24 protein-coding genes are annotated in these 24,221 nt (G+C 61.4%); 7 read left to right on the top strand and 17 right to left on the bottom strand.

Annotated elements, in window-relative coordinates:
* Positions 1-95: 95 nt before the first annotated feature.
* Positions 96-614 carry an acyloxyacyl hydrolase gene (locus FIV35_RS25150; RefSeq protein ID WP_034136802.1) on the top strand — a complete coding sequence of 173 codons (519 nt, stop codon included), beginning with the start codon at positions 96-98 and terminating at the stop codon, positions 612-614.
* 53 nt (positions 615-667) lie between these two features.
* Here the strand turns inward: FIV35_RS25150 and FIV35_RS25145 are convergent, their stop codons facing one another.
* From FIV35_RS25145 to FIV35_RS25090, 12 genes are all read right to left on the bottom strand, one after another.
* Complete coding sequence (locus tag FIV35_RS25145) at positions 668-973, bottom strand: YkgJ family cysteine cluster protein (RefSeq protein ID WP_034136803.1); 306 nt, start codon at positions 971-973, stop codon at positions 668-670.
* A gap of 54 nt (positions 974-1,027) precedes the next feature.
* Positions 1,028-1,507 carry a DUF2878 domain-containing protein gene (locus tag FIV35_RS25140; RefSeq protein WP_034095791.1) on the bottom strand — a complete coding sequence of 160 codons (480 nt, stop codon included), beginning with the start codon at positions 1,505-1,507 and terminating at the stop codon, positions 1,028-1,030.
* Positions 1,500-2,771 (bottom strand): SAM-dependent methyltransferase, encoded by a 1,272-nt coding sequence (locus FIV35_RS25135; protein ID WP_034136804.1) that lies wholly within the window; start codon positions 2,769-2,771, stop codon positions 1,500-1,502. Before FIV35_RS25135 ends, FIV35_RS25140 begins: the two co-directional genes overlap by 8 nt.
* A complete protein-coding gene (locus FIV35_RS25130; RefSeq protein ID WP_034095793.1) occupies positions 2,758-3,567 on the bottom strand; it encodes a DUF1365 domain-containing protein in 810 nt (269 codons plus the stop codon). Before FIV35_RS25130 ends, FIV35_RS25135 begins: the two co-directional genes overlap by 14 nt.
* Positions 3,564-4,811 carry an NAD(P)/FAD-dependent oxidoreductase gene (locus FIV35_RS25125; protein WP_034136805.1) on the bottom strand — a complete coding sequence of 416 codons (1,248 nt, stop codon included), beginning with the start codon at positions 4,809-4,811 and terminating at the stop codon, positions 3,564-3,566. The genes FIV35_RS25130 and FIV35_RS25125 overlap by 4 nt, the downstream gene beginning before the upstream one ends.
* Positions 4,808-5,590, bottom strand: a complete 783-nt coding sequence (locus FIV35_RS25120; RefSeq protein WP_034095795.1) for an SDR family NAD(P)-dependent oxidoreductase — start codon at positions 5,588-5,590, stop codon at positions 4,808-4,810. The genes FIV35_RS25125 and FIV35_RS25120 overlap by 4 nt, the downstream gene beginning before the upstream one ends.
* Positions 5,587-6,009: a nuclear transport factor 2 family protein gene (locus tag FIV35_RS25115; protein ID WP_034136806.1), complete on the bottom strand. Its 423-nt coding sequence runs from the start codon at positions 6,007-6,009 to the stop codon at positions 5,587-5,589. Before FIV35_RS25115 ends, FIV35_RS25120 begins: the two co-directional genes overlap by 4 nt.
* Positions 6,002-7,447 carry a deoxyribodipyrimidine photo-lyase gene (phrB, locus tag FIV35_RS25110; RefSeq protein ID WP_034136807.1) on the bottom strand — a complete coding sequence of 482 codons (1,446 nt, stop codon included), beginning with the start codon at positions 7,445-7,447 and terminating at the stop codon, positions 6,002-6,004. Before phrB ends, FIV35_RS25115 begins: the two co-directional genes overlap by 8 nt.
* Positions 7,448-8,377, bottom strand: a complete 930-nt coding sequence (locus tag FIV35_RS25105) for a MerR family transcriptional regulator (RefSeq protein ID WP_034111698.1) — start codon at positions 8,375-8,377, stop codon at positions 7,448-7,450.
* A 15-nt stretch (positions 8,378-8,392) separates the two neighbouring features.
* Positions 8,393-9,352: a YbgA family protein gene (locus FIV35_RS25100; protein WP_034095799.1), complete on the bottom strand. Its 960-nt coding sequence runs from the start codon at positions 9,350-9,352 to the stop codon at positions 8,393-8,395.
* 112 nt (positions 9,353-9,464) lie between these two features.
* On the bottom strand, positions 9,465-9,680 hold the full coding sequence (locus FIV35_RS25095; protein WP_034136808.1) for a TIGR02450 family Trp-rich protein: 216 nt from the start codon (positions 9,678-9,680) through the stop codon (positions 9,465-9,467).
* Complete coding sequence (locus FIV35_RS25090) at positions 9,677-10,663, bottom strand: NAD(P)/FAD-dependent oxidoreductase (RefSeq protein WP_034095801.1); 987 nt, start codon at positions 10,661-10,663, stop codon at positions 9,677-9,679. The genes FIV35_RS25095 and FIV35_RS25090 overlap by 4 nt, the downstream gene beginning before the upstream one ends.
* A 198-nt stretch (positions 10,664-10,861) precedes the next feature.
* On the opposite strand from FIV35_RS25090, the gene FIV35_RS25085 reads away from it, so the two are divergent.
* Together FIV35_RS25085 and hemH are read left to right on the top strand one after the other, a co-directional pair.
* Complete coding sequence (locus tag FIV35_RS25085) at positions 10,862-11,761, top strand: TIGR01777 family oxidoreductase (protein WP_034136809.1); 900 nt, start codon at positions 10,862-10,864, stop codon at positions 11,759-11,761.
* A 14-nt stretch (positions 11,762-11,775) separates the two neighbouring features.
* Entirely contained in the window at positions 11,776-12,801 is a 1,026-nt protein-coding gene (hemH, locus tag FIV35_RS25080) for a ferrochelatase (protein ID WP_034136810.1), read from the top strand.
* A gap of 5 nt (positions 12,802-12,806) precedes the next feature.
* Here hemH and FIV35_RS25075 read toward each other — a convergent pair whose 3' ends face one another.
* Complete coding sequence (locus FIV35_RS25075) at positions 12,807-14,900, bottom strand: TonB-dependent siderophore receptor (protein WP_034136811.1); 2,094 nt, start codon at positions 14,898-14,900, stop codon at positions 12,807-12,809.
* Positions 14,901-15,012: 112 nt separating this feature from the next.
* A complete protein-coding gene (gene algW / locus FIV35_RS25070) occupies positions 15,013-16,167 on the bottom strand; it encodes a Do family serine endopeptidase AlgW (RefSeq protein WP_034095805.1) in 1,155 nt (384 codons plus the stop codon).
* 102 nt (positions 16,168-16,269) lie between these two features.
* Here algW and FIV35_RS25065 point away from each other — a divergent pair, with 102 nt between their 5' ends.
* The 3 genes from FIV35_RS25065 (at position 16,270) to cysN (ending at position 20,031) form a co-directional block, all read left to right on the top strand.
* A complete protein-coding gene (locus FIV35_RS25065; protein ID WP_034095806.1) occupies positions 16,270-17,028 on the top strand; it encodes a Nif3-like dinuclear metal center hexameric protein in 759 nt (252 codons plus the stop codon).
* Between the two features lie 177 nt (positions 17,029-17,205).
* Positions 17,206-18,123 carry a sulfate adenylyltransferase subunit CysD gene (gene cysD / locus FIV35_RS25055; RefSeq protein ID WP_005784641.1) on the top strand — a complete coding sequence of 306 codons (918 nt, stop codon included), beginning with the start codon at positions 17,206-17,208 and terminating at the stop codon, positions 18,121-18,123.
* A 9-nt stretch (positions 18,124-18,132) separates the two neighbouring features.
* Positions 18,133-20,031: a sulfate adenylyltransferase subunit CysN gene (gene cysN / locus FIV35_RS25050; RefSeq protein WP_034095807.1), complete on the top strand. Its 1,899-nt coding sequence runs from the start codon at positions 18,133-18,135 to the stop codon at positions 20,029-20,031.
* A gap of 111 nt (positions 20,032-20,142) precedes the next feature.
* Here the strand turns inward: cysN and FIV35_RS25045 are convergent, their stop codons facing one another.
* The 3 genes from FIV35_RS25045 to FIV35_RS25035 all read right to left on the bottom strand — a co-directional run bounded on the left by FIV35_RS25045 (position 20,143) and on the right by FIV35_RS25035 (position 23,512).
* On the bottom strand, positions 20,143-21,042 hold the full coding sequence (locus FIV35_RS25045) for a 1-acylglycerol-3-phosphate O-acyltransferase, YihG family (protein WP_034136812.1): 900 nt from the start codon (positions 21,040-21,042) through the stop codon (positions 20,143-20,145).
* Positions 21,043-23,142: a phosphate acetyltransferase gene (gene pta, locus FIV35_RS25040; RefSeq protein WP_034095809.1), complete on the bottom strand. Its 2,100-nt coding sequence runs from the start codon at positions 23,140-23,142 to the stop codon at positions 21,043-21,045.
* A 79-nt stretch (positions 23,143-23,221) separates the two neighbouring features.
* Complete coding sequence (locus tag FIV35_RS25035; RefSeq protein ID WP_099313219.1) at positions 23,222-23,512, bottom strand: DUF3565 domain-containing protein; 291 nt, start codon at positions 23,510-23,512, stop codon at positions 23,222-23,224.
* Between FIV35_RS25035 and FIV35_RS25030 the strand changes: the two genes are divergently transcribed.
* Positions 23,511-23,996 carry an FKBP-type peptidyl-prolyl cis-trans isomerase gene (locus FIV35_RS25030; RefSeq protein ID WP_034136813.1) on the top strand — a complete coding sequence of 162 codons (486 nt, stop codon included), beginning with the start codon at positions 23,511-23,513 and terminating at the stop codon, positions 23,994-23,996. The genes FIV35_RS25035 and FIV35_RS25030 overlap by 2 nt on opposite strands.
* Positions 23,997-24,221: the final 225 nt, after the last annotated feature.

Below are 24,221 nucleotides of genomic sequence, written 5' to 3'. Positions count from 1 at the left end.
CGTGATTAGAAGCTGAACTTCTGGCTCTGCGCAGGCTTCTATAGCGAGATTGCTTGTACAAAACACCATACAAACTTGTTCGGAAGGAACGTTTAATGAAGCGCTTGTTCTGTTTGGCTGCGATTGCGGCCGCCGTTGTAGGACACTCGTTTTCGGCGCAGGCCGCCGGCCTCGAATTCGGTCTGGGGTCCACCAGCGATTCGACGTTGACTTACCGCCTGGGGCTGACTTCGGATTGGGATAAGAGTTGGATGCAAAGCGATGTAGGTCGCCTGACCGGTTACTGGAGCGGTGCTTACACGTACTGGGAAGGTGATGACCGCGCAGGCGCCAGCAGTCTGTCGTTCTCACCGGTGTTTGTGTACGAATTTGCCGGGCAATCGGTCAAACCGTACATCGAGGCCGGCATCGGCGTTGCGGTGTTCTCCCGTACCAAGCTGGAAGACAACAACATCGGCCAGGCTTTTCAGTTCGAAGACCGTTTGGGTTTCGGCCTGCGCTTTACCGGTGGGCATGAAGTGGGCATCCGCGCCACCCATTATTCCAACGCCGGTATCAGCAGTAACAACGATGGGGTAGAGAGTTACTCGCTGCACTACACCATGCCGTTGTAATCACCCGCATCGCAAAACGCTGCGGGGGCGGCTTGTGCCCTCCCGCATTGCGATCAGATATACGCCGTCGCAATCCCTTGGCGTTCTTCCAGGCACTCCGGTGCGCCCATCTCGAATTCCCGACAAATCAGCGGGCGCCGCTCGTAAATCGTACACATCATCGTGTCCCGATCCAGCGCCGCACACCAGCCGTCGTCCAGGCGCAGCATCACTTCACCGCCCCAATCGTCTGTGTCGATATAGCGCTCAGGTACGCCCGTGTCGGTAATCAGCATGACTTCCAGCTGGCAGCAGCACGCCGCACACGTAGAGCAGGTGACGGCGGGGTCAGCGATTTGGATGTGGGGGATGTTGGTCATAGGCGCGCAGTGTAAGGCATGGGCGAGTCTCGGGTGTGAAAGGTCTGACAGACGTCAGCGTGCCAATCGATGCAGCCCGACAAAAACCACGGCCCACAGCAGCGCCAGCCCGATCAGCGTGGGCGCCACGTCAAAGCCGAATTCCACGCCTGCCAACTGGCTGCCGGCGTAATACGACAGCGGCCCGCCGACTGCGCCTAATACGGCGGCTCGCCACCAGGGCCGTGCGCTCCATGCCAGGCAATGACGCAACGTGGTGGCCAGCAGCGCCCACAGCAGCATCAGCCAAAACGGGATCAAGGGCCCTGGTTCGCTGAACTGAAACACACCCAGCGCTCGCAGTAATGTGTCCAGCAGCGTACCCGCCACGGTCACGCCAATGATCAGCGCGCCATCCTTGGCCCAAGAACTTATCCACAGCAGATGAACGGCCAGCACCGCCACGCCAATCAGCAACCAGGGGCCGTCGCCGCCCAGCACGCAGGCAAACCAGCCGCACTGGAACAGCGCGGCGTTGGCCAGGTTTTTAAGCATTGAAACGGCCGAGCAGCGGAGGGTTGATCGCCGCCGGTTTGGCCAGCAGCAACTGAGCGGTGCCGATGGTGCGCTCCATAAAGCCACCTTCGCAGTAGCACAGGTAGAACTCCCACAGCCGCAGGAAGTACTCGTCGTAGCCCAGTTCTGTCAGGCGGCCATGGGCGCGGCGAAAATTCTCGTGCCACAGGCGCAGGGTTTTTGCGTAGTGCAGACCGAAGTCTTCCATGTGCAGCAAGTTCATATCGGTGTCGCGGCTGACGATCTGCAGCATGTTCTGCACCGAGGGCAGGGCGCCGCCGGGGAAGATGTAGCGCTGGATAAAATCCACGCTGCGTTTGGCTTGCTCGAAACGCTGTTCGCGGATGGTGATGGCTTGCAGCAACATCAGACCGTCGCGCTTGAGCAACTGTGCACATTGCTTGAAGTAGGTGGGCAGAAAGCGATGACCCACAGCCTCGATCATCTCGATGGACACCAGTTTGTCGTACTCGCCCGTGAGATCGCGATAATCCCTTAGCAGCAGGGTGACCTGATCTTGCAGGCCCAACGCCTGGATGCGTTGTTCGGTGTACGCGAATTGTTCCTTGGACAGGGTCGTGGTGGTGACCTTGCAGCCATAGTGCTGCGCGGCATACAGCGCCATGCTGCCCCAGCCGGTGCCGATCTCCAGCAAATGGTCGCTGGGTTTGAGGGCAAGCTTCTGGCAGATACGCTCCAGTTTGTTCAGTTGCGCCTGTTCCAGGGTGTCGTCGGCCGTCAGAAATTGCGCCGCCGAGTACATCATGGTCGGGTCGAGGAATTGTTCGAACAGCTCATTGCCCAGGTCGTAGTGGGCAGCGATGTTTTTTTGCGAGCCCTCGCGCGTGTTGCGATTGAGCCAATGCAGGCTCTGAGTCAGCGGGCGGGCGAGGCGGGCCAGGCCACCTTCCAGCGCGTCGAGTACGTCCAGGTTGCTGACCATCACCCGCACCACGGCGGTCAGGTCCGGGCTGGTCCAGTAGCCATGGATAAACGCTTCGCCGGCGCCGATCGAACCGTTGGCCGCCACCAGGCCCCACACGGCCGGATCGACGATCTGGATTTCCCCCAACAGGTGCGCTTCCCGTGCGCCGAACACTTGGCGTTCACCGTCCTCAATCACCACCAACTGGCCATGGCGCAATTGGCTGAGTTGACGCAGCACACCCTTGCGCAGCAGCGCGGTGGTCATGCCGTTGACGTTCAGGCGGCTGGCCTTGACCGATAAGCTAGGGGATTTCATGGCGATGTTCCTTGGTATACCCGACGGCGGTGCGAGAGGCGCCATCGGCGGCCCGGTGGGAGAAAATCGGTGTGCGTTTGAGCAACAGGCGCAGGGCCTGCCAGTAAATGGCCAGGCAGGTCTTGGCGGTCATCCACGGAAAACGTCCCAGGTAGCGGTGCAGACTGGCGCGGGTCAGCGCCTCTTTGTGCAGGCTCAGGGTGGCGTCGAAGACTTTCAGCTCGCCCTGCCAGTCGGCCATATGTACGCCGAGCCGCTCGGCGGGCGGGCTGAAGCTCATGCGGTATTCCAGGTCTCGCGGCAGGAACGGCGACACATGGAACGCCTTGGCCACGGCGAAATGCTGGTGCTCGTCCGCGCCCAGGGCCTGGGCCGGCAGCACGTAGTGGTAGCGTTCGCGCCAAGGGGTGTTGGTCACTTCACACAGGATCGCGGCCAGTTGCCCATCGGCCTCGAAACAGTAGAAGAAACTCACCGGATTAAAAGCCAGGCCCCAACTGCGGGCCTGGGTCAGTAGGCAGATAACGCCCTGGGGTGTGCGCCCCAGCGCCTTGCCGACTTCCTGGCGCACGGCATCGCTCAGGCTCATGCCGTGGCCGGTCAACTCACGCAGGTAGTCCTGCTGGCGAAAACCGAAGGGCGCCAGGCGGCTACGCCCGGCCAGGGGCGAGAGCCCGAGCACTTGGTCTTCTTCGCTCAAATCCAGGTACAGCAGGCCGATGCGGTAGCGAAAGGCATGAGCCTTGGGCGCAAACCGGCGGTGGGCAATCCAGCCGCTGTACAGGGCGCTGTTCACAGGGTCTCTCCGAAGGTTTGCGCCACGCGCAGGGCGCTGACCACGCCGTCTTCGTGGAACCCGTTGGCCCAATAGGCACCGCAATAATGGGTATGTCGGGCGCCGTTCAATTCTTCCCAGCGCTGCTGGGCGGCGACGGCGGCCAGGCTGTATTGCGGGTGGGCGTAGGTAAAGCGCGCGAGGATCTTCAGCGGGTTGATCACCGCCGTCTGGTTGAGGCTCACGCAAAAGGTCGTGGCACTGTCGATGCCTTGCAGGATGTTCATGTCATAGGTCACGGCGGCCTGGGCCTGACTGTCGCCGGTCAGCCGGTAGTTCCAACTGGCCCAGGCCAGCCTGCGGTCGGGCAGCAGGCGTGTGTCGGTGTGCAGCACTACGTCGTTGTCGGCGTAGGGCAGGGCGCCGAGGATTTCCTGCTCGGCCTGGCTCGGGTCGCCGAGTAACGCCAGGGCTTGATCGCTATGGCAGGCGAACACCACTCGGTCGAACGTCTCGCTACCGGACGCGCTGTGGATAACCACACCGTCCTCGTTGCGTTCGACTTTATGCACAGGGCAGCTCAGGCGGATCCGCTCACGAAAACCGCGCGTCAGCGGTTCGATATAAGCACTGGAGCCGCCTTCGATCACGCACCATTGCGGGCGATTGTTCACCGACAACAAGCCGTGGTTCTTGAAGAACCGTACAAAGAACTGCAACGGAAACCCCAACATGTCCGCCAGTGACATCGACCAGATCGCTGCCCCCATCGGCACGATGTAGTGACGCACGAAGCGCTCACCGTAACCGCCGGCAGTGAGGTAGTCGCCCAGGGTCATATCGGCGCTGATCCGTTGTTCTTGCAGATCCAGCGGAGCCTGGCGGTTGAAGCGCAGGATGTCGCGCAACATGCCCCAGAAGCCTGGCGAAAGGATATTGCGGCGCTGGGCGAACAGGCTGTTGAGGTTGTTGCCGTTGTACTCGAACCGGGTGCGCTCGTCGCACACCGAAAAACTCATCTCGGTGGGTTTGAACGCCACGCCGATCTGCCCCAGTAACCGAATGAAGTTGGGGTAGGTCCAGTCGTTGAACACGATAAAACCGGTGTCCACCGCGTAGGGTTGGCCCTCCACCGTCACGTTGACCGTATGGGTATGCCCGCCGATGCGGTCGCCCGCTTCGAACAGGGTGATGTCGTGGCGGCGGCTGAGCAGATAGGCGCTGGTCAGCCCAGCGATACCGCTGCCGATAATGGCGATCTTCACAGGTCGTCCTTTTTCGGCGGTGGGCTGCGCAACATGCGTTTGCCGATGATCAATTGCGCGCGGTTGGGCAGTTTCGACAAGGGCCACAAGGTGGCGATAAACAGCGCGGGGAAGGCGATCTCCAACGGACGCTTGCTCAGCTTGGCGAAGATATGCCGCGCGGCTTTGTCGGCGGGCCAGCTCAGGGGCATCGGGAAGTCGTTGCGTTCGGTCAGGGGCGTGTCGACAAAGCCTGGGCTGATCACGGTAACGTCGATGTTCTCCGGCGACAGGCTGATGCGCAGCGATTCGAACAAGTAGCGCAGGCCGGCCTTGGACGCACCGTACGCCTCGGCACGTGGCATTGGCAGGTAAGTCACGGCGCTGGCGACGCCCACCAGGTGCGGCGTGAGCCCGGCGCGCAGCAACGGCAGGGCGGCTTCGATGCAATAACTGCTGGCCAGCAGGTTGGTGCGCACGACGTGCTCGATGATCGATGAGTCGAACTGGCGGGCGTCCACGTATTCGCACGTGCCGGCGTTGAGGATCACTGTGTCCAGCGCACCCCACACCTGAGCGATGTGCTCGCCGATTTCGCGCACAGTCTGGCTGTTGGTCAGGTCGCCGGCCACCACCAGCACTTGGCCAGGGTAACGCTGCGCCAACGCCTCCAGCGGCTCTTTGGTGCGCGAGCTCAAGGCCACCTGGGCGCCGCTGTTGAGCAGCTCCACGGCCAGCGCGGCGCCGATGCCACTGCTGGCGCCAGTCAGCCAATAACGACGGGGCGTCACTGCGTTCATCCCACTCTCCTTTTCAGCCAACTGATCACTTTGCCCAACACGGGCAGGTGTTCGTACAGCAGCGCGCCGGCATCGAAATAATCCCGATGGCGGTACACCGTTTCACGCCACATCAGGTGTGAGCAGCCTTCCACGCGGATGACCTTGCCATTGGCCAGGCGCGGGTGGCAGAAGCTCATTTTCCAGCGCAGGTAGCCTTCGCCCTCGGCGACCTGATCGAAACCGTGGAAATCGAAGCGTAACTGGCTGACGTTGCCGTACAGCGACTCGAAATAGCGGTGCAGCGCGGTCAAGCCGTGCACTTCGTGCAGCGGATCGGTGAAGGCGATGTCCTTGCTGTACAGACTGTCGAGCAAGTGCAGGTTGTGCTTGTCCAGGGTGGCGAAGGTCTGGGCGAAACGGCGCAGGAAATCACTCATGGGCACCTCCTACCGCTTCGCGCGACGGCAGACTGCGAAACGCCGCCAGGGCGCGCTCGCGGGATTTTTTCAAATCGACAATGGCGCGCGGGTAATCCGCCACGCCAAACAATCCGCCAACGGCGTCGGGGTTGTGGACTTCCTTTTTATTCAGCCCGGCCAGTTCCGGCAGCCAGTGCTTGATGAACACGCCTTCGCTGTCGAATTTTTCCGATTGGCTCAGCGGGCTGAAAATCCGGAAGTACGGCGCCGAGTCGGTGCCGGTGGAAGAACTCCACTGCCAGCCGCCATTATTGGCGGCCAGGTCGCCGTCGATCAGATGGCGCATGAAGAACCGTTCGCCTTCGCGCCAATCGATCAACAGGTTCTTGGTCAGGAACATCGCCACCACCATGCGCAGGCGGTTGTGCATCCAGCCGGTTTCAAGCAACTGGCGCATCGCCGCGTCGATGATCGGCAGACCTGTGCGCGCCTCTTGCCAGGCCGCCAGGTCCTTGGGCGCATCGCGCCAGGCCACGGCTTCGGTTTCGGGGCGGAAGGCGCGGTGACGGGACACCCGGGGGTAGCCCACCAGAATGTGTTTGTAGAACTCACGCCACAGCAGTTCGTTGATCCAGGTGATCGCGCCGATATCGCCGCTTTCGAATTCGCCCTGATTGGTTTGCAGCGCCGCGTGCAAGCATTGGCGCGGCGAGACCACGCCGGCGGCCAGGTAGGCGGACAACTGGCTGGTGCCGGGTTTGGCCGGGAAATCGCGCTCGTCCTTGTAATAGCTGATCTGCGCATCGGCGAAGGTTTCCAGGCGGCGTCGGGCTTCGTCTTCACCGGCAGGCCAGAGGGCGCGTAGGCGTTCGCTCGGCGGTTCGAAGCCGTCCACGGTGGCTGGCACGGCGTCGCTTTTGATAGCCAGTTTTGCCTGTGCCTTGGGCGTGCTCACCAGGCTCGGCAGGGCGCTGTGCAGACGGGTGTAGCAGACTTTGCGGAACTGACTGAACACCTGGAAATACGTGCCACTTTTGGTCAGCACACTGCCGGGTTGAAAAAACAATTGATCCAGGTAGCTGTGGAAGGTCACCCCATCGGCTTCCAGCGCCGTGGCCACCGCCGCATCTCGGCGGCTTTCATGAATGCCGTATTCCTCGTTGACGTGCACCGACGCCACGCCCAACTCGCCGCACAATTGGCGGAGCACGGCGGGTGCCTGGTCCCAGGTGGCGGCGGTGCGGATCAGCAACGGGATGTTGAGTTCGCCCAGGGACCGGCTCAAGTGCCGCAGGTTACGCAGCCAGAAATCCACTTTGCACGGCGCGTCATCGTGGGCCAGCCATTGTTCGGGCGTGATCAGGTACACCGCTGCCAGCGGGCCGCGCTGGCTCGCAGCGGCCAGGGCGGTATTGTCGTGAAGGCGCAAGTCGGTGCGCAGCCAGATCAGGTGCATTTAGACGAGTCCACGCTGGAGCATAAGCTGGTGGGCCGACAACGGGTCTTCGGCGAGGGACAGATCCGCAAGGTCATGGCTCAATAACGCCAGCTCGGCCTGATGAATGCTCACCGTGGGGCCGACCAGCAGTGTCGGGCAATCAACACCGCCCAATAGTTTGGCGAAGGCCGGCAGTTGCAAGGCTTTGCTCGAATACAGCAGCACGGCGCGCGGTTTGAGGTGCTCCACCGCCAGGGCCAATTCGCCGGCCGGCAGCGGCCAGTCGAACACTTCCACCGGGCAATCGGCGCTGCTGGCCAGCCAGGCGCTGAGCCACAGATGCGGCTCCAGCGGCAAGTCGGACTGGTTGATCAGCAGCAGCGGCGCACCGTGCAATTGCCGATTGTTGTGGTAAATGCGCGCGCCAAACTTGCTGCGCAGCCACGACAGGAAAAACACCCGCTCCATCTGCGCGCCGAACTGGCCCTGCCAGCGTTGCTCCAGTTCCTGGATCAGCGGTAGCAGCAGTTGCTCGCACAAGGTGCGCGGCGGGTATAGCGCCATGGCCTGGTTAAAGGCATCGTCGACCCGGCGCTCGGCCAAGTCGCTGATGGCCTGCACCAATGTCTGGCGCAGACTCTGCCATTCGTTGGCAACGCTGTCGGGGGTGATCTGGGCGGAGTCGATCAGGTTTTTCACCTGGCTGACGGGCACGCCGCGGTTAAGCCAGGTCAGGATGGTGTGGATACGTTGCACATGCTCGGCACTGAAGAGCCGATGCCCCTTGGGGGTGCGCTGCGGCACGATCAAACCGTAACGGCGTTCCCAGGCGCGCAGGGTCACGGCGTTGACGCCGGTCTGGCGCGCCACTTCACGGATCGGCAGCCAGCCGTCTTCAAGGGCTTGGGCGATGTCTTCGCCGGGTTCGTCTTGGAGGACGGCGTTCATGACGCTTTTCATGGGTTAGATCGCATTTCGCAGGCTGAGATTTTCCGGGTGCGGCTGCAAGTACGCCTGCTGCGCAATGTAGCGGTCCGGGTGTTGACGAAAGTGGTGCTTGAGCAACGTCAGCGGCACCACCAGCGGCACGATGCCGTGGCGGTATTGGCCGATGACGGTCTGCATTTCCTGTTTGTCGTCGGCGCTGATCACCTGTTTCAGGTAGCCGCTGATGTGCTGCAGCACATTGCTGTGGGTGCCGCGGGTGGCGCATTTTTTCAGGCCGGTCATCAACTCAGTGAAGTAAACGCTGGCCAGCTCATCCAGCTCGGTACTTTTATCCATCGTGCCCAACAGGTGACCGAGGCTTTTGTAGTGCTGCGGGCTGTGAGCCATCAGCAAGTACTTGTACCGAGAATGAAAGGCCAGCAAGCGATGACGGCTCAAACCTTCGGCCAGCAGTGCTTGCCAGCTGGCATAGACGAATACGCGGGTGAGGAAGTTTTCCCGCAGGACCGGGTCATTCAAGCGACCGTCTTCTTCCACCGGCAAGTTGGGGTGGCGCGCGCAAAATGCCTGGGCATAGATGCCGCGACCGCCGCCATCCACCGGTGTGCCGTTCTCGCGATACACCTTGACCCGCTCCAGGCCACAGGACGGGGACTTCTGCATAAAGATGTAACCGCACAGGTCGGTATGCTCGCGCGCCATCTGCCGGCCGTAATCGTCCAGCGGCTGGGTCACGTTGAGGGCACGGTTCACCGTGCCGACGGCTTGCGGCTGGGCAGGGTCGCCCACCAGACGGATCGGTTCACGGGGGATGCCCAGGCCGATGGCGACTTCCGGGCACAGCGGCACAAAGTCGAAATAGTCGGCCAGGGTCTGGCAACAGAGCAGGGATTGTTTATGTCCGCCATTGAAGCGCACGTTCTCGCCCAGCAGGCAGGCGCTGATGGCGATCTTCGGTTTGGTGATGCTGGACATGAGCAAACCTCTGCAAAATTCCTATACAAACAAGAGTGCCTGTACAACTAAATCTCATCATAGGTTTGATGCTGTACAAGTCAAATCATTTGTATAAGTTTTTGCGCTGAGATTATTGCCAGCCGATTTTCCACGCCTCGGCGTCTTGCAGGGTTTGCCACGGCAGGCGTTCACCCCGGCGCGTCATGACCGCTTGCAGCTCGATTTCCAACACGGTGCCTTCTTCGTCACGAAACAGTTCGGTGACCAGAAAATGCTTTTCCTTGTTTTGGGGGTGTGCTGCTGTCCACTTCGACAGCAGCAATTTGGCCGGGTTGATGCGGTTCATTGCAGATGCTCGATCAGCCGTCGCGCTGCTTCTTGCCCGCTGAGCCAGGCGCCTTCCACACGGCCGGACAAGCACCAGTCACCGCATACGTACAAGCCTAGGTCGGCATCGGCGAGCACGCCGAATTCATGGGCGCTGGACGGTCGCGCGTACAGCCAGCGATGCGCCAGGCTGAACGACGGCGCGGGCATGGCGCTGTGCAGCAGTTCGGCGAACGCGCCGTGCAGGTATTCGGTGACTGCTTCTTTGGACAGGTCCAGATGAGCCTTGCTCCACGCGCTGGTGGCGTGCAGCACCCAGGTGTCGAGGGTGGTGTCGCGCCCGGGCTTGCTGCGGTTGCGCGCCAGCCAATCGAGGGGGCTGTCCTGTACGAAGCAGCCCTCCATTGGGGTGTCCAGCGGGGTGTCGAAGGCCAGGGCCACGGCCCAGGTAGGGTCCATTTTCACACCGGCGGCGACGCCCGCCAGTTTGGGCGCGGCTGCCAGCAGGGCAGTGGCCTGGGGTGCGGGCGTGGCGATGATGACATGGCTGAACGGCCCGTGATTGCCGCCGTCGGCGTCCTGCAGGTTCCAGTGATGTTTGCCTTGGAACACCTCGGTGATGCGGCAGCCGAATTGCACCGGCAAATCATCCAGCAATGCGCGGGTGATCGCACTCATACGCGGTGTACCGACCCAGCGCACCTGCTCATCGGGCGAGGGCGTGAGCTGGCCGGACTTGAATTGATAAAGCTGTGGTTGCCACTGATCGACGACGCCCTGCGTCTGCCAGCGTTGCACCTCGGTGGCGAAGCGCCGGTCGCGGGCGGTGAAGTACTGGGCGCCCATGTCGAGCGCACCGGCATCGCTGCGTTTGCTGGACATGCGTCCGCCGCTGCCGCGGCTTTTATCGAAGAGTTGTACAAGGTGCCCGGCCTCTTTTAACGCTCGGGCGGCGGAAAGTCCGGCGATGCCGGTACCGATAATCGCGATGGGTAGAGTCATGGTGGGCCTCATTTACCGTTGGGTACAGGCTACGCCGAGACCAATAGCTGTACAATATTGTTTTTTGGTATAAGTTTTGGCGTACCTGAACCGTTGACGTGGCCTATGGTTAACCCTACGCCACGCCCGACTTCGAATTGATCCCTGCTTATAAAATAGACCAGTGATCGGCGGCGAACGTTACATGAGGAGCGTCCCATGCATATTTTGCTGACCGGCGGTACCGGCTTGATCGGTCGCCAACTCTGCCAACACTGGCTGGCCCAAGGTCATCGTCTGACCGTGTGGAGCCGTCATCCTGAGGAAGTGGCGTCGCTGTGCGGCGCGCAAGTACTGGGCGTTGCGCGCCTGGAAGAGGTGATCGGCGCGGTGGACGCGGTGGTCAACCTGGCCGGCGCGCCCATCGCCGACCGCCCCTGGACTCACAAGCGCAAGGCGCTGTTGTGGAGCAGCCGCATCAGTCTTAGCGAAACCTTGCTGGCCTGGCTCGAAGGCCTTGAGCAGAAACCGGCAGTGCTGGTGTCCGGTTCGGCGGTGGGTTGGTACGGCGACGGCGGCGAGCGCGAATTGACCGAAGCCAGTGGCCCGGTGCAGGACGACTTCCCCAGCCAGCTGTGCATCGCCTGGGAAGAAACCGCCCAGCGCGCCGAAGCCCTGGGCATCCGCGTGGTACTGGTGCGCACTGGCCTGGTACTGGCTGCCGAGGGCGGCTTTTTGTCGCGGTTGCTGCTGCCGTTCAAACTGGGGCTGGGCGGGCCTATCGGCAATGGCCGCCAGTGGATGCCGTGGGTGCATATCCAGGATCAAATTGCCCTGATTGATTTTCTTCTGCACAAGCAAGACGCCAACGGTCCTTATAATGCGTGCGCGCCGCACCCGGTGCGTAACCGCGAGTTCGCCAAGACCCTGGGCCAAGTGTTGCATCGCCCGGCATTTATGCCCATGCCGGCCTTCGCGTTGAAGGTGGGGCTGGGCGAGTTGTCGGGGTTGTTGTTGGGCGGCCAAAAGGCCGTACCGGAACGTTTGCTGGCGGCCGGTTTCACTTTCCAGTTCACTGAGTTGCGTGCGGCTCTGGACGACTTGTCCACCCGCCTCTAGAGATAGGATGTTGCATGACGGATCACGCGTTGTTACTGGTCAACCTGGGTTCACCGGCGTCCACTTCGGTGGCCGATGTGCGCAGCTACCTCAATCAGTTTTTGATGGACCCTTATGTGATCGACTTGCCATGGCCGGTGCGACGCCTGCTGGTGTCGCTGATCCTGATCAAGCGCCCAGAGCAGTCGGCCCATGCCTATGCATCGATCTGGTGGGACGAGGGCTCGCCGTTGGTGGTGCTCAGCCGTCGCCTGCAAGCGCAAATGACCGCGCAGTGGACCCAAGGCCCGGTGGAGTTGGCGATGCGTTACGGCGAGCCCTCCCTGGAAACCACCCTGACGCGCCTGGCCGCCCAGGGCATCCGCAAAGTCACGCTGGCGCCGTTGTACCCGCAGTTTGCCGACAGCACCGTGACCACGGTGATCGAAGAGGCGCAGCGCGTGGTGCGTGATAAGAAACTGGATGTGCAGTTTTCGATCCTGCAGCCGTTCTACGATCAGCCGGAGTACATCGACGCATTGGCGGCGAGCGCGCGCCGCTATGTGGAACAGGATTACGATCACCTGCTGCTGAGTTTCCACGGCTTGCCCGAGCGGCACCTGACCAAGCTCGACCCCACCGGCCAGCATTGCTTCAATGATGCCGACTGCTGCAAGAATGCCTCGCCTGAGGTGCTCGCCACCTGCTATCGCGCACAGTGCTTCAGTGTCGCCCGTGATTTCGCGGCGCGGCTGGGCTTGCCCGAGAGCAAGTGGTCGGTGGCGTTCCAGTCGCGGCTGGGTCGCGCGAAATGGATCGAACCCTACACCGAGGCCCGCCTTGAGGCGCTGGCCCAGCAAGGTGTGAAAAAGCTGCTGGTAATGTGCCCGGCGTTCGTTGCCGATTGCATCGAGACCTTGGAAGAGATCGGCGACCGCGGCCGCGAGCAATTCCGCGAGGCCGGGGGCGAGGACCTGATATTGGTGCCGTGCCTGAACGATGACCCGCAGTGGGCGGCGGCGCTCAATACCCTGTGCGAGCGCGCGCCGCAGCAACTGTAGGCGCGTTACAGATTGAGGGTCAGGCTGACCGTGAGGTTGCGCGGTTCGCCGGGGTTGACCCAGTAATTGCTGTAGGAGCGCTCGTAGTACTTTTCATCGAACAGGTTGTTGAGGTTCAGGCCCACCGTCACGTTTTGCGTGGCCTTGTAATGGGCCAGCAAATCGACGGTGTGGTAGGCGGGCAGTTCAAAGCTACCGCCGGCCTCACCCGAGCGATCTCCCACATAAGTGAACGCTGCGCCCACATCCGAGCCGCGCAAGGCGCCATCCTGGAATTCATACACCCCCAATAGACTGCCGCTGCGCTTGGCCACGCCGAGAATGCGGCTGCCCGTGGGAATGGTTTTGTCACCCTTGGTCACTTCGGCGTCGATATAGGCCAAGGCGCCGATCACGCGCACCGCGTCGGTCACTTGCCCGCTCAGCTGCAGGTCGAAACCCTGGCTGCGAGCCTTGCCCATGGCGCGGTTGGTGTTGGTGGCCGGGTCCAGGGCCAGCACGTTTTCCTTTTCGATATGGAACGCGGCCAGGGTGGCGCTGAGGCGGTCGTCGAACAGTTCGGTCTTGATCCCCACTTCATAACCTACGCCTTCTTCAGGCTTGAAGGTTTTGCCCGTGGCGTCCAGGCCGCTATTGGGCTTGAACGAGGTTGAAGCGTTGGCGAACACGCCGAATTCGGGCGTGAGCTGGTAAAGCAGCCCGGCGCGCTGGGTGAGGGCGTCGTGGGTTTGGCGGCTGGTTGGGGCGTTACGAGTGAAGTCGTCGAGGGTTTGTTCGAAGTGCTCGAAGCGCGCGCCAATCATGCCGCGCAGGCGCTCGGTGAAGATGATCTGGTCCTGCAGGTTCAACGCGTGGCTTTTAGTCTGCTCGAAGAAGTCAGTGCCGGAGCGAGCGCCATTGGGTTTGGGTTGGCCGTAGACCGGGTTGTAGAGGTCGATGGGGTAGCTGCCAGCGATCGCAGTCACGCGTTCGTTCTTGCGGTAGTCCTCGTATTCGGTGCCCACCAGCAATTCGTGCTGCCAACTGCCGATGTCGAACAGGCCACGCAGTTCCAGCTGGGTGATGCTGTCATGCCAGCCCATGGAGCGTTCGCGGTAACGGCGATTGAGGGTATGACCGTCGGCATTCAGCGCCCGGTTTTCCGAAGCATCGCCCCATAGGCTGCCTTGTTTGTAGTGGCTGGCCAGGCGCAGTTTCCAGGCGTCGTTCAGGTGATGTTCGAGGGTCGCTTGCAGGCGGTTGTTGTGGTTGTCGATATCGCCGTCGTTGGGTTCGCCGAGGAACGTGCGGCGCGATACGCCGGGAGCGTCGACGATGCCGCGGTCGAAGGTAGAGCTGTGGCGCACGAATTCACTTTCCACCAGCAGCGTGGTATCCGGGTCCAATTGCCAGCTGAACGACGGCGCGACAAACACCCGCTTGCTGCCGACGTGATCGCGGAAACTGTGGTTGTCTTCCACCGCCAGGTTGACCCTCGACAGCACGCTGCCTTCGCTGTCCAGTGGGGTGTTGACGTCCAGTGCGGTGCGATAACGATCCCAACTGCCTGCGCTGGCTTGCAGGGTGGTGAAGGCCTCGGGTTGAGGTTTTTTGGTGACGATATTCACCGTGCCGCCGGGATCGCCGCGCCCGTAGAGGCTGGCGGCAGGGCCCTTGAGCACCTCAATGCGTTCGATATTGGCGGTGTCCGGCGTGCTCGGGTAGCCACGGTTGGCGCTGAAGCCATCCTGGTAGAACTCCGAAGTGGTGAAACCGCGCACGCTGTATTCGTACAGGGTCAGGCCGCCGAAGTTGTTTTGCTTGGACACCCCGCCGGCGAATTCCAGCGCGCGTTCCACGTTGGTACTGCCCAGGTCTTTGAGCACCGTGGCGGGAATCACGCTGATGGACTGTGGGATGTCACGCAGAGCCGTGTCGGTTTTGGTCGCGCTGGCGGATCGGGTGGCGCGGTAGCCCGTGACCGGGCCGGTGGCGGATTCATAAGCGTCGGTCGTGACGCTGATAGCTTCCAGTTCCAGGCGGTTGTCTTCGGCGAAGGCAGGGTCCAGCAGCAGTCCCAGGGCCAGACCGGCCATGGGAGCGATTTTTCGAGACGGCATGAGAGAGCGTTCCAATGATTTAATTGAAACAATATAACATGACCAATGAGAATGAATCGCTATGAGAAGTCAGCTGGCTGGTGCCCGCGAACGGGCACTTGGGTGCGGCCGGTTATTCCTCTTCTTTTACCGGGGCTGGCGGTGGGCGCAGGCCGATCTCGGCTGACAACTTGATCTCTTTGCCATTGCGCATGACCTGAATTGCGACTTTATCCGTCGGTTTGATTCGCGCCACTTGGTTCATCGACTTGCGTCCGTCGCCGGCCGGTTCGCCGTTGATGCTCAGAATCACGTCACCCAATTGCAGGCCGGCCTTCTGCGCCGGGCCATCGCGGAAAATCCCCGCCACCACGATGCCTGGGCGCCCAGTCAGGCCGAACGATTCGGCCAGCTCTTTGGTCAACGGCTGCACTTCGATGCCCAGCCAGCCGCGAATTACTTGGCCGTGCTCGATGATCGACTTCATCACTTCCATCGCCAGTTTCACCGGGATCGCAAATCCGATGCCTTGCGAACCGCCGGACTTGGAGAAAATCGCCGTGTTGATGCCGGTCAGGTTGCCATTGGCATCCACCAGGGCGCCGCCTGAGTTGCCCGGGTTGATCGCGGCATCGGTCTGGATAAAGTCTTCGTAGCTGTTAAGACCTAACTGGTTACGCCCGGTGGCACTGATGATGCCCATGGTCACCGTCTGGCCAACCCCGAACGGGTTGCCGATGGCCAGTGCGACATCACCCACGCGCAAGCCATCGGAACGACCGAGGGTGATCGACGGCAGGTTCTTCAAGTCGATCTTCAGCACCGCCAGGTCCGTTTCCGGGTCACTGCCCACCACTCGGGCCAGGGTTTCGCGGCCGTCACGCAGGGCCACCACAATCTGATCGGCGCCACTGGTCACATGGTTGTTGGTGAGGATGTAGCCCTCAGGGCTCATGATCACCCCGGAACCCAGGCTGGACTCCATGCGCCGCTGCTTGGGCCCGTTGTCACCGAAATAGCGGCGGAATTGCGGGTCTTCAAACAGCGGATGCGCCGGTTTGTTGATGACTTTGGTGGTGTACAGGTTGACCACCGCCGGGGCGGCGATCACCACTGCGTCGGCGTAGGTTACCGGGCCTTGCACCACCGTGGTGGTCTGGGGGGCCTGTTGCAGGTTCACATCAAGGCTGGGTAAGCCCACCCACTGGGGGAAACGCTGAATGATCAGCATCGCGATCAGCACGCCGGCCAGCAATGGCCATCCAAAAAAACGCAGCGCCTTGAGCATCAAGTAAGTCCTGACAGGTTGCAGGGGGCGGGGGAGCGCCCATAATGTCGCGCATTATACGAGGCTGAGCGCGCCTCTGAACGGGATATTTAGGAGACTTTCATGGCCGTCCCTCTTACCACCCTCGTCGAGGAAGCGGACCGCTACCTCGGCAGTGCAAAAATTGCCGATTACTGCCCCAATGGCCTACAGGTCGAGGGTCGTCCGCAGGTGATGCGCATCGTCAGCGGCGTGACCGCCAGCCAGGCGCTGCTGGACGCCGCCGTCGAAGCCCAGGCCGACCTGGTACTGGTGCACCACGGTTATTTCTGGAAAGGCGAAAACCCGTGCATCACCGGCATGAAGCAGCGTCGCCTGAAAACCCTGCTCAAGCACGACATCAGCCTGCTGGCCTACCACCTGCCGCTGGACCTGCACCCCGACGTCGGCAATAACGTGCAGCTGGCGCGCCAGTTGGATATCACCGTCGAAGGCCCGCTGGACCCGGACAACCTCAAGGTCGTCGGCCTGGTGGGCTCCCTCGCCGAGCCGCTATCCCCCCGCGATTTCGCTCGCCGCGTGCAGGACGTCATGGGCCGCGAGCCTTTGCTGATCGAAGGCAGCGAGATGATCCGGCGCGTCGGCTGGTGCACTGGTGGCGGCCAGGGCTATATCGACCAGGCGATTGCCGCCGGTGTCGACCTGTTTCTCAGTGGCGAAGCCTCCGAGCAGACCTTCCACAGCGCCCGCGAAAACGACATCAGTTTCATCGCCGCCGGCCATCACGCCACCGAGCGCTACGGTGTGCAGGCGCTGGGCGATTACCTGGCGCGGCGCTTTGCCCTGGAACATCTATTCATCGATTGCCCCAACCCGATCTGAACCACAACGCTGACCCGGATGGGGGAGGGGATGCCTGCTTTCACACAAACCTGACGGCATATTCATATATCGTTTCGGTCTAGCTGGCGCCCTAAATAGAAGAAGTTGCTGTGCTAGCATGCCTCGCTCGAACACGGCCCGCTGGCCGTCCATAAGATCGTTTTTCCGTGAGTAACCATGGTCGACAAACTGACGCATCTGAAACAGCTGGAGGCGGAAAGCATCCACATCATCCGCGAGGTCGCCGCCGAGTTCGACAACCCGGTGATGCTCTACTCGATCGGTAAAGACTCTGCCGTGATGCTGCACCTGGCACGCAAGGCGTTTTTTCCGGGCAAGCTGCCCTTCCCGGTGATGCACGTCGACACCCGCTGGAAATTCCAGGAGATGTACAAGTTCCGCGACAAGATGGTCGAAGAACTGGGCCTGGACCTGATCACCCACGTCAACCCGGACGGTGTGGCGCAGGGCATCAACCCATTCACCCACGGCAGCGCCAAGCACACCGACATCATGAAGACCGAGGGCCTCAAGCAGGCTCTGGACAAGCATGGTTTCGACGCAGCATTCGGCGGCGCCCGTCGCGATGAAGAGAAATCCCGCGCCAAAGAGCGTGTGTACTCGTTCCGCGACAGCAAACACCGCTGGGACCCGAAGAACCAGCGTCCGGAGCTGTGGAACGTCTACAACGGCAACGTCAACAAGGGCGAGTCGATCCGCGTGTTCCCGCTGTCCAACTGGACCGAGCTGGACATCTGGCAGTACATCTACCTGGAAGGTATCCCGATCGTGCCGCTGTACTTCGCTGCTGAACGTGAAGTGATCGAGAAGAACGGCACGTTGATCATGATTGACGACGACCGCATCCTCGAACATTTGTCCGACGAAGACAAAGCCCGCATCGTCAAAAAGAAAGTACGTTTCCGTACCCTTGGCTGCTACCCGTTGACGGGCGCGGTGGAGTCTGAAGCCGAGACGCTGACGGACATCATTCAGGAAATGCTCCTGACGCGAACTTCCGAGCGCCAGGGCCGGGTCATCGACCATGATGGCGCCGGCTCTATGGAAGATAAAAAACGTCAGGGTTATTTCTAAGGGGTTGTCATGTCGCACGCATCTGATTTGATCAGCGAGGACATCCTCGCCTACCTGGGCCAGCACGAGCGCAAGGAAATGTTGCGCTTCCTGACCTGTGGCAACGTCGACGACGGCAAGAGCACCCTGATCGGGCGCCTGCTGCACGACTCCAAGATGATCTACGAAGATCACCTGGAAGCTATTACCCGCGATTCGAAGAAGTCCGGCACCACCGGTGACGACATCGACCTGGCCTTGCTGGTCGACGGCTTGCAGGCCGAGCGTGAGCAGGGCATCACCATTGATGTGGCCTATCGCTACTTCTCCACCGCCAAGCGCAAATTCATCATCGCCGACACACCCGGCCATGAGCAGTACACCCGCAACATGGCCACAGGTGCGTCCACCTGTGACCTGGCGATCATCCTGATCGACGCACGCTACGGTGTGCAGACCCAGACCCGTCGCCACAGCTATATCGCCTCGTTGCTGGGCATCAAGCACATCGTGATTGCCGTCAACAAGATGGACATCAACGGCTTCGACCAAAGCGTGTTCGAGGCGATCAAGGCCGATTACCTGAAGTTCGCCGAAGGCATCGCGTTCAAGCCGAGCACCATGGCGTTCGTGCCGATGTCGGCGCTCAAGGGCGACAACGTGGTCAACAAGAGCGAGCGTTCGCCTTGGTACACCGGCCAGTCGTTGATGGAGATCCTCGAAACCGTCGAGATCGCCAACGACCGCAACTACACCGATCTGCGTTTCCCGGTGCAGTACGTCAACCGTCCGAACCTGAACTTCCGTGGGTTTGCCGGCACCCTGGCCAGCGGCATCGTGCACAAGGGCGACGAAGTCGTGGTGCTGCCGTCGGGCAAGAGCAGTCGCGTCAAATCCATCGTCACCTTCGAGGGTGAGCTGGAACACGCCGGCCCAGGCCAGGCTGTGACCCTGACCATGGAAGACGAAATCGATATCTCCCGTGGCGACCTGCTGGTGCATGCCGATAACGTGCCGCAAGTGGCCGACGCGTTCGACGCCATGCTGGTGTGGATGGCCGAAGAGCCGATGCTGCCGGGTAAGAAATACGACATCAAGCGCGCCACCAGCTATGTGCCCGGTTCCATTACCAGCATCGTGCACCGCGTGGACGTGAACACCCTGGCCGAAGGCCCGGCGAGTTCGTTGCAGTTGAATGAGATCGGCCGGGTCAAGGTGAGCCTCGACGCCGCCATCGCGCTGGACGGTTACGACAGCAACCGCACCACTGGCGCCTTTATCGTCATCGATCGCCTGACCAATGGCACCGTGGCGGCCGGCATGATCATCGCGCCGCCGGTCAGCCATGGCAGTGCGTCGCACCACGGCAAGTTGGCCCATGTGGCCACCGAAGAGCGCGCCATACGCTTCGGCCAGCAACCGGCTACCGTGTTGTTCAGCGGTTTGTCGGGCGCCGGTAAGAGCACCCTGGCCTATGCGGTCGAGCGCAAGCTGTTCGATATGGGCCGCGCGGTATTCGTGCTGGATGGCCAAAACCTGCGTCACGACCTCAACAAAGGGCTACCGCAGGATCGCGCCGGGCGTACTGAAAACTGGCGGCGCGCGGCTCACGTTGCGCGTCAGTTCAACGAAGCCGGGCTGTTGACCCTGGCCGCGTTCGTCGCACCGGATGCCGAAGGTCGCGAGCAGGCCAAGGCGCTGATTGGCAGCGATCGCCTGTTGACGGTCTACGTGCAAGCATCGCCGCTGGTGTGCGCCGAGCGTGACCCGCAAGGTCTGTACGCCGCCGGTGGGGATAACATCCCGGGCGAATCCTTCCCGTACGACGTGCCGTTGAACGCCGATCTGGTAATCGACACCCAGGCCCTATCGCTGGAAGAGAGCGTCAAGCAAGTGCTGGAGCTGTTGCGCCAGCGCGGCGCGATCTAAGCTTCGCGCGATCAAATGTGGGAGGGGGCTTGCCCCCGATAGCGATGTAACAGTGACAGATGTACTGACTGACACACTGCTATCGAGGGCAAGCCCTCTCCCACCTTTTGATTATCGTTTGTCTGGGAAGTCTTTATGTAGCTTGTCCAGTAACCCATCCTTCTCTTCCCACAGCTGATTGATCCACCCCTGGAACGCCAGCCGATACTCTCCATCCTGCTCATAATTCCTGCCGATAAACTCGACAGGGATCTGCACCTCGTCAAACTGCACCACCACGTCCTTCACCTTCCCGCATAGCAAGTCCCAGTACCCAGGGCGCCCGGCGGGGTAGTGGATGGTCACGTTCACCAGTGACTTCAATTGCTCGCCCATGGCATCCAGTACAAACGCGATACCGCCGGCCTTGGGTTTGAGCAGGTAGCGAAACGGCGAGTTCTGCTGTGCGTGTTTGGCCGGCGTAAACCGCGTGCCTTCGGCGAAGTTGAAGATGCCCACCGGGTTGTCGCGAAATTTCGCACAGGTCTTGCGAGTGGTTTCCAGATCCTTGCCTTTCTTCTCCGGGTGTTTTTCCAGGTAGGCCTTGGTGTAACGCTTCATGAATGGAAAGCCCAGGGCCCACCACGCCAGTCCAATCACCGGCACCCAAATCAGTTCCTGTTTGAGGAAGAACTTCAGTGGGCGAATCCGACGATTGAGCACGTATTGCAGCACCATGATGTCGACCCAGCTCTGGTGGTTGCTGGTCACCAGATAGGAATGCTGATAATCCAGGCCTTCAAGGCCCTTCACATGCCAGCGCGTGCGCTGAACCAGGTTCATCCAACCCTTGTTGTTGGTCACCCAGGCCTCATGGGTGTGGTTCATCAGCCATTCGCTGAACCCCTTGGCGAAGGGCAGGGCCTTGAACAGCGCCACGACAAACAGGAACGAACACAACAGGATGGTGTTCAGCGCCAGCAACAGCGAGGCGATCACCCCGCGTACGGCGGCAGGTAGAAAATCCAGCATTTAGATATCCATAGGTCGATTGGCGGCTTGGATCGCGGTCAGCGCGATGGTGTACACGATGTCGTCGACCTGGGCGCCGCGCGGCAGGTCGTTGACCGGTTTGCGCAGGCCCTGAAGCATCGGCCCCAGGCTTACGCAGTCGGCGCTGCGCTGCACCGCTTTGTGGGTGGTGTTGCCGGTGTTCAGGTCCGGGAATACAAACACCGTAGCCTTGCCAGCGACCGGGCTGTTAGGTGCCAGTTGGCGGGCCACGGTTTCATTGGCGGCGGCGTCGTATTGCAGCGGGCCGTCGATCAGCAGTGAACTCTGTTGCTCGTGGGCGAGCAGCGTGGCTTCGCGGACTTTCTCGACTTCTTCGCCGCTGGCCGAATCGCCGCTGGAGTAACTGATCATCGCCACCCGTGGCGTGATGCCGAACGCCTGCGCCGAGTCGGCGCTCTGCAGGGCGATTTCCGCCAGTTCGGCGGCGCTCGGGTGCGGGTTCATCACACAGTCGCCGTACACCAACACCTGCTCGGGAAACAGCATGAAGAACACCGACGACACCAGCGTGCAACCTGGTGCGGTTTTAATCAGTTGCAAGGCCGGGCGGATGGTATTGGCGGTGGAGTGGATGACGCCGGACACCAGCCCGTCGACTTCATCCAGGGCCAGCATCATGGTGGCGATCACCACGGTGTCTTCCAATTGCTGCTCGGCCATCGGCGCATTGAGACTCTTGCTCTTGCGCAGCGCCACCATGGGTTCGACGTAACGCTCGCGGATCAGGTCCGGGTCGAGAATCTCCAGCCCTTCGGGCAGCTCGATGCCTTGGGCGCGGGCCACGGCTTCCACATCCGCCGGTTTGGCCAACAGCACGCAGCGCGCAATGCCTCGGGCCTGGCAGATAGCGGCGGCCTGTACGGTCAGCGGTTCGCTGCCTTCGGGCAAAACGATGCGCTTGTTGGCGGCCTGGGCGCGCTGGATCAATTGGTAGCGGAACACCGCCGGCGACAGGCGCATCTCCCGCGGCGTGCCGCAGCGTTGGTGCAGCCAACGCGCATCGAGATGGCTGGCGACGAAATCGGTAATGATCTCGGCGCGCTCGCGGTCATCGATGGGGATTTCCTTGTTCAGGTTGTTGAGCAGGTTGGCGGTTTCGTATGAGCCGGTACTCACCGACAGCACCGGCAGCCCGGCCTGGAAGGCGCCGCGGCACAGGTCCATGATGCGCGGGTCGGGCAGGGTGTCGCTGGTCAGCAGCAACCCGGCCAGGGGTACGCCATTGATGGCGGCCAGGCTGACGGCCAGGATAATGTCGTCGCGGTCGCCGGGGGTCACCACCAACACGCCGGGCTTGAGCAGTTCCACGGTGTTACGCATGGTGCGGGCGCAGATGATGATGCGAGTCATGCGCCGGGTTTCGTAATCGCCGGCGTTGAGGATCTGCGCACCCATCAGGTCGGCGACGTCGCGGGTGCGTGGCGCGTTAAGTTCTGGCTGATAGGGAATGCAGCCCAGCAGACGGAAATCACCGCTGCGCAACAACGGCGAATGCTCCTTCAGGCGTGCCGAGAAGGCCTCCATGCTTTCATCGGTGCGTACTTTGTTGAGGATCACCCCCAGCACTTTCGGGTCTTTCGGCCCGCCGAACAGTTGCGCCTGCAACTCCACGCGGCCGGACAGCTCGGTGAGCACTTCGTTTTCCGGGGCGGACACCAGGATCACTTCCGCATCGAGGCTCTTGGCCAGGTGCAGGTTGACCCGTGCGGCATAGCTGGCGCTACGGGTCGGCACCATGCCCTCGACGATGAGCACATCCTTGCCCACGGCGGCCTGCTGATACAGCGTGATGATTTCTTCCAGCAGCTCATCGAGCTGGCCGTCGCCGAGCATCCGCTCTACGTGGGCCAGGCCCAACGGCTGTGGCGGCTTGAGGCCGTGGGTGCGCGCCACCAGTTCGGTGGAGCGTTCGGGGCCGGTGTCGCCGGGGTGGGGCTGGGCAATTGGCTTGAAGAAGCCGACTTTCAGCCCGGCTCGTTCGAGGGTGCGCACCAGCCCGAGGCTGATGGAGGTCAGACCCACACCAAAATCGGTGGGCGCGATAAAAAAAGTCTGCATGCGAATTCTCTGGAGGTGCATGGCTTCGGTGGCGCTCTATGACTGAGGGCCTGCCGGGAATCAGGTGCCAAGGTTATCGCTATTCGTGGGCTTGCGCACACCAGCCGCAGGCAAAGCGCTGGCCTATTTTTTCACTGCGTTGCTGCGGGTCCAGCACCCAGGCGCGGGATTGCCACGGCGGCTGGTGGCGCAGGTGCTGGGTGTGGCCGCAGGACAGCTCGGCCACCCAGTGCGCGCTGTCGTCTTGATGGAACGCGACGATGTAGGATGCCGTTGATCGGCCCCGTCCGTCCGGGTTCTGTTCGCTTTCGGGCAAATCCTTGTTTAGACTTGTCCGTTCTTCATTCTTATGCAAAAGGTCTCGCCCCATGACGATCGCCGCTAACAAGGCTGTCTCCATCGACTATACCCTCACCAACGACGCTGGTGAGGTCATCGACAGCTCAGCCGGCGGCGCGCCGCTGGTCTACCTGCATGGCGCAGGCAACATCATTCCTGGCCTGGAAAAGGCCCTGGAAGGCAAAGTAGTTGGTGATGAGCTGACCGTTGCCGTGGAACCTGAAGATGCCTACGGCGAATATTCCGCCGAACTGGTCAGCACCCTGAACCGCAGCATGTTCGAAGGTGTTGATGAGTTGGAAGTGGGCATGCAGTTCCACGCTTCGGCGCCGGACGGCCAAATGCAGATCGTCACTATCCGTGACCTGGACGGCGACGACGTTACCGTCGACGGCAACCATCCCCTGGCTGGCCAGCGCCTGAACTTCCAAGTGAAGATCGTTGACATCCGCGACGCTTCCCAGGAAGAAGTGGCCCACGGCCACGTCCACGGTGAAGGCGGTCATCACCATTGATCGTGGTTTGATCAATAGGTAGCAAAACGCCCCGACTGGTTCGGGGCGTTTTTTTGCCTGCATTTTTTGGTTGACCGGTTTCCAGTGGTTAGCGGGCTTTTTGTGGTAATGGAATGGACGCCCCCTTCCTAACGGCATCTATGTGCCAAAGTTAAAGTGTTACCCACACTTAGCGGAAGGGAGCGTCCTCATGCAGCTTACGACTGTTTCGGTTGACTTGGCAAA

The organism is Pseudomonas rhodesiae (assembly GCF_007858255.1).
GTDB lineage: Bacteria > Pseudomonadota > Gammaproteobacteria > Pseudomonadales > Pseudomonadaceae > Aquipseudomonas > Aquipseudomonas rhodesiae.
This window is presented reverse-complemented; position numbering and strand designations above follow the sequence as displayed.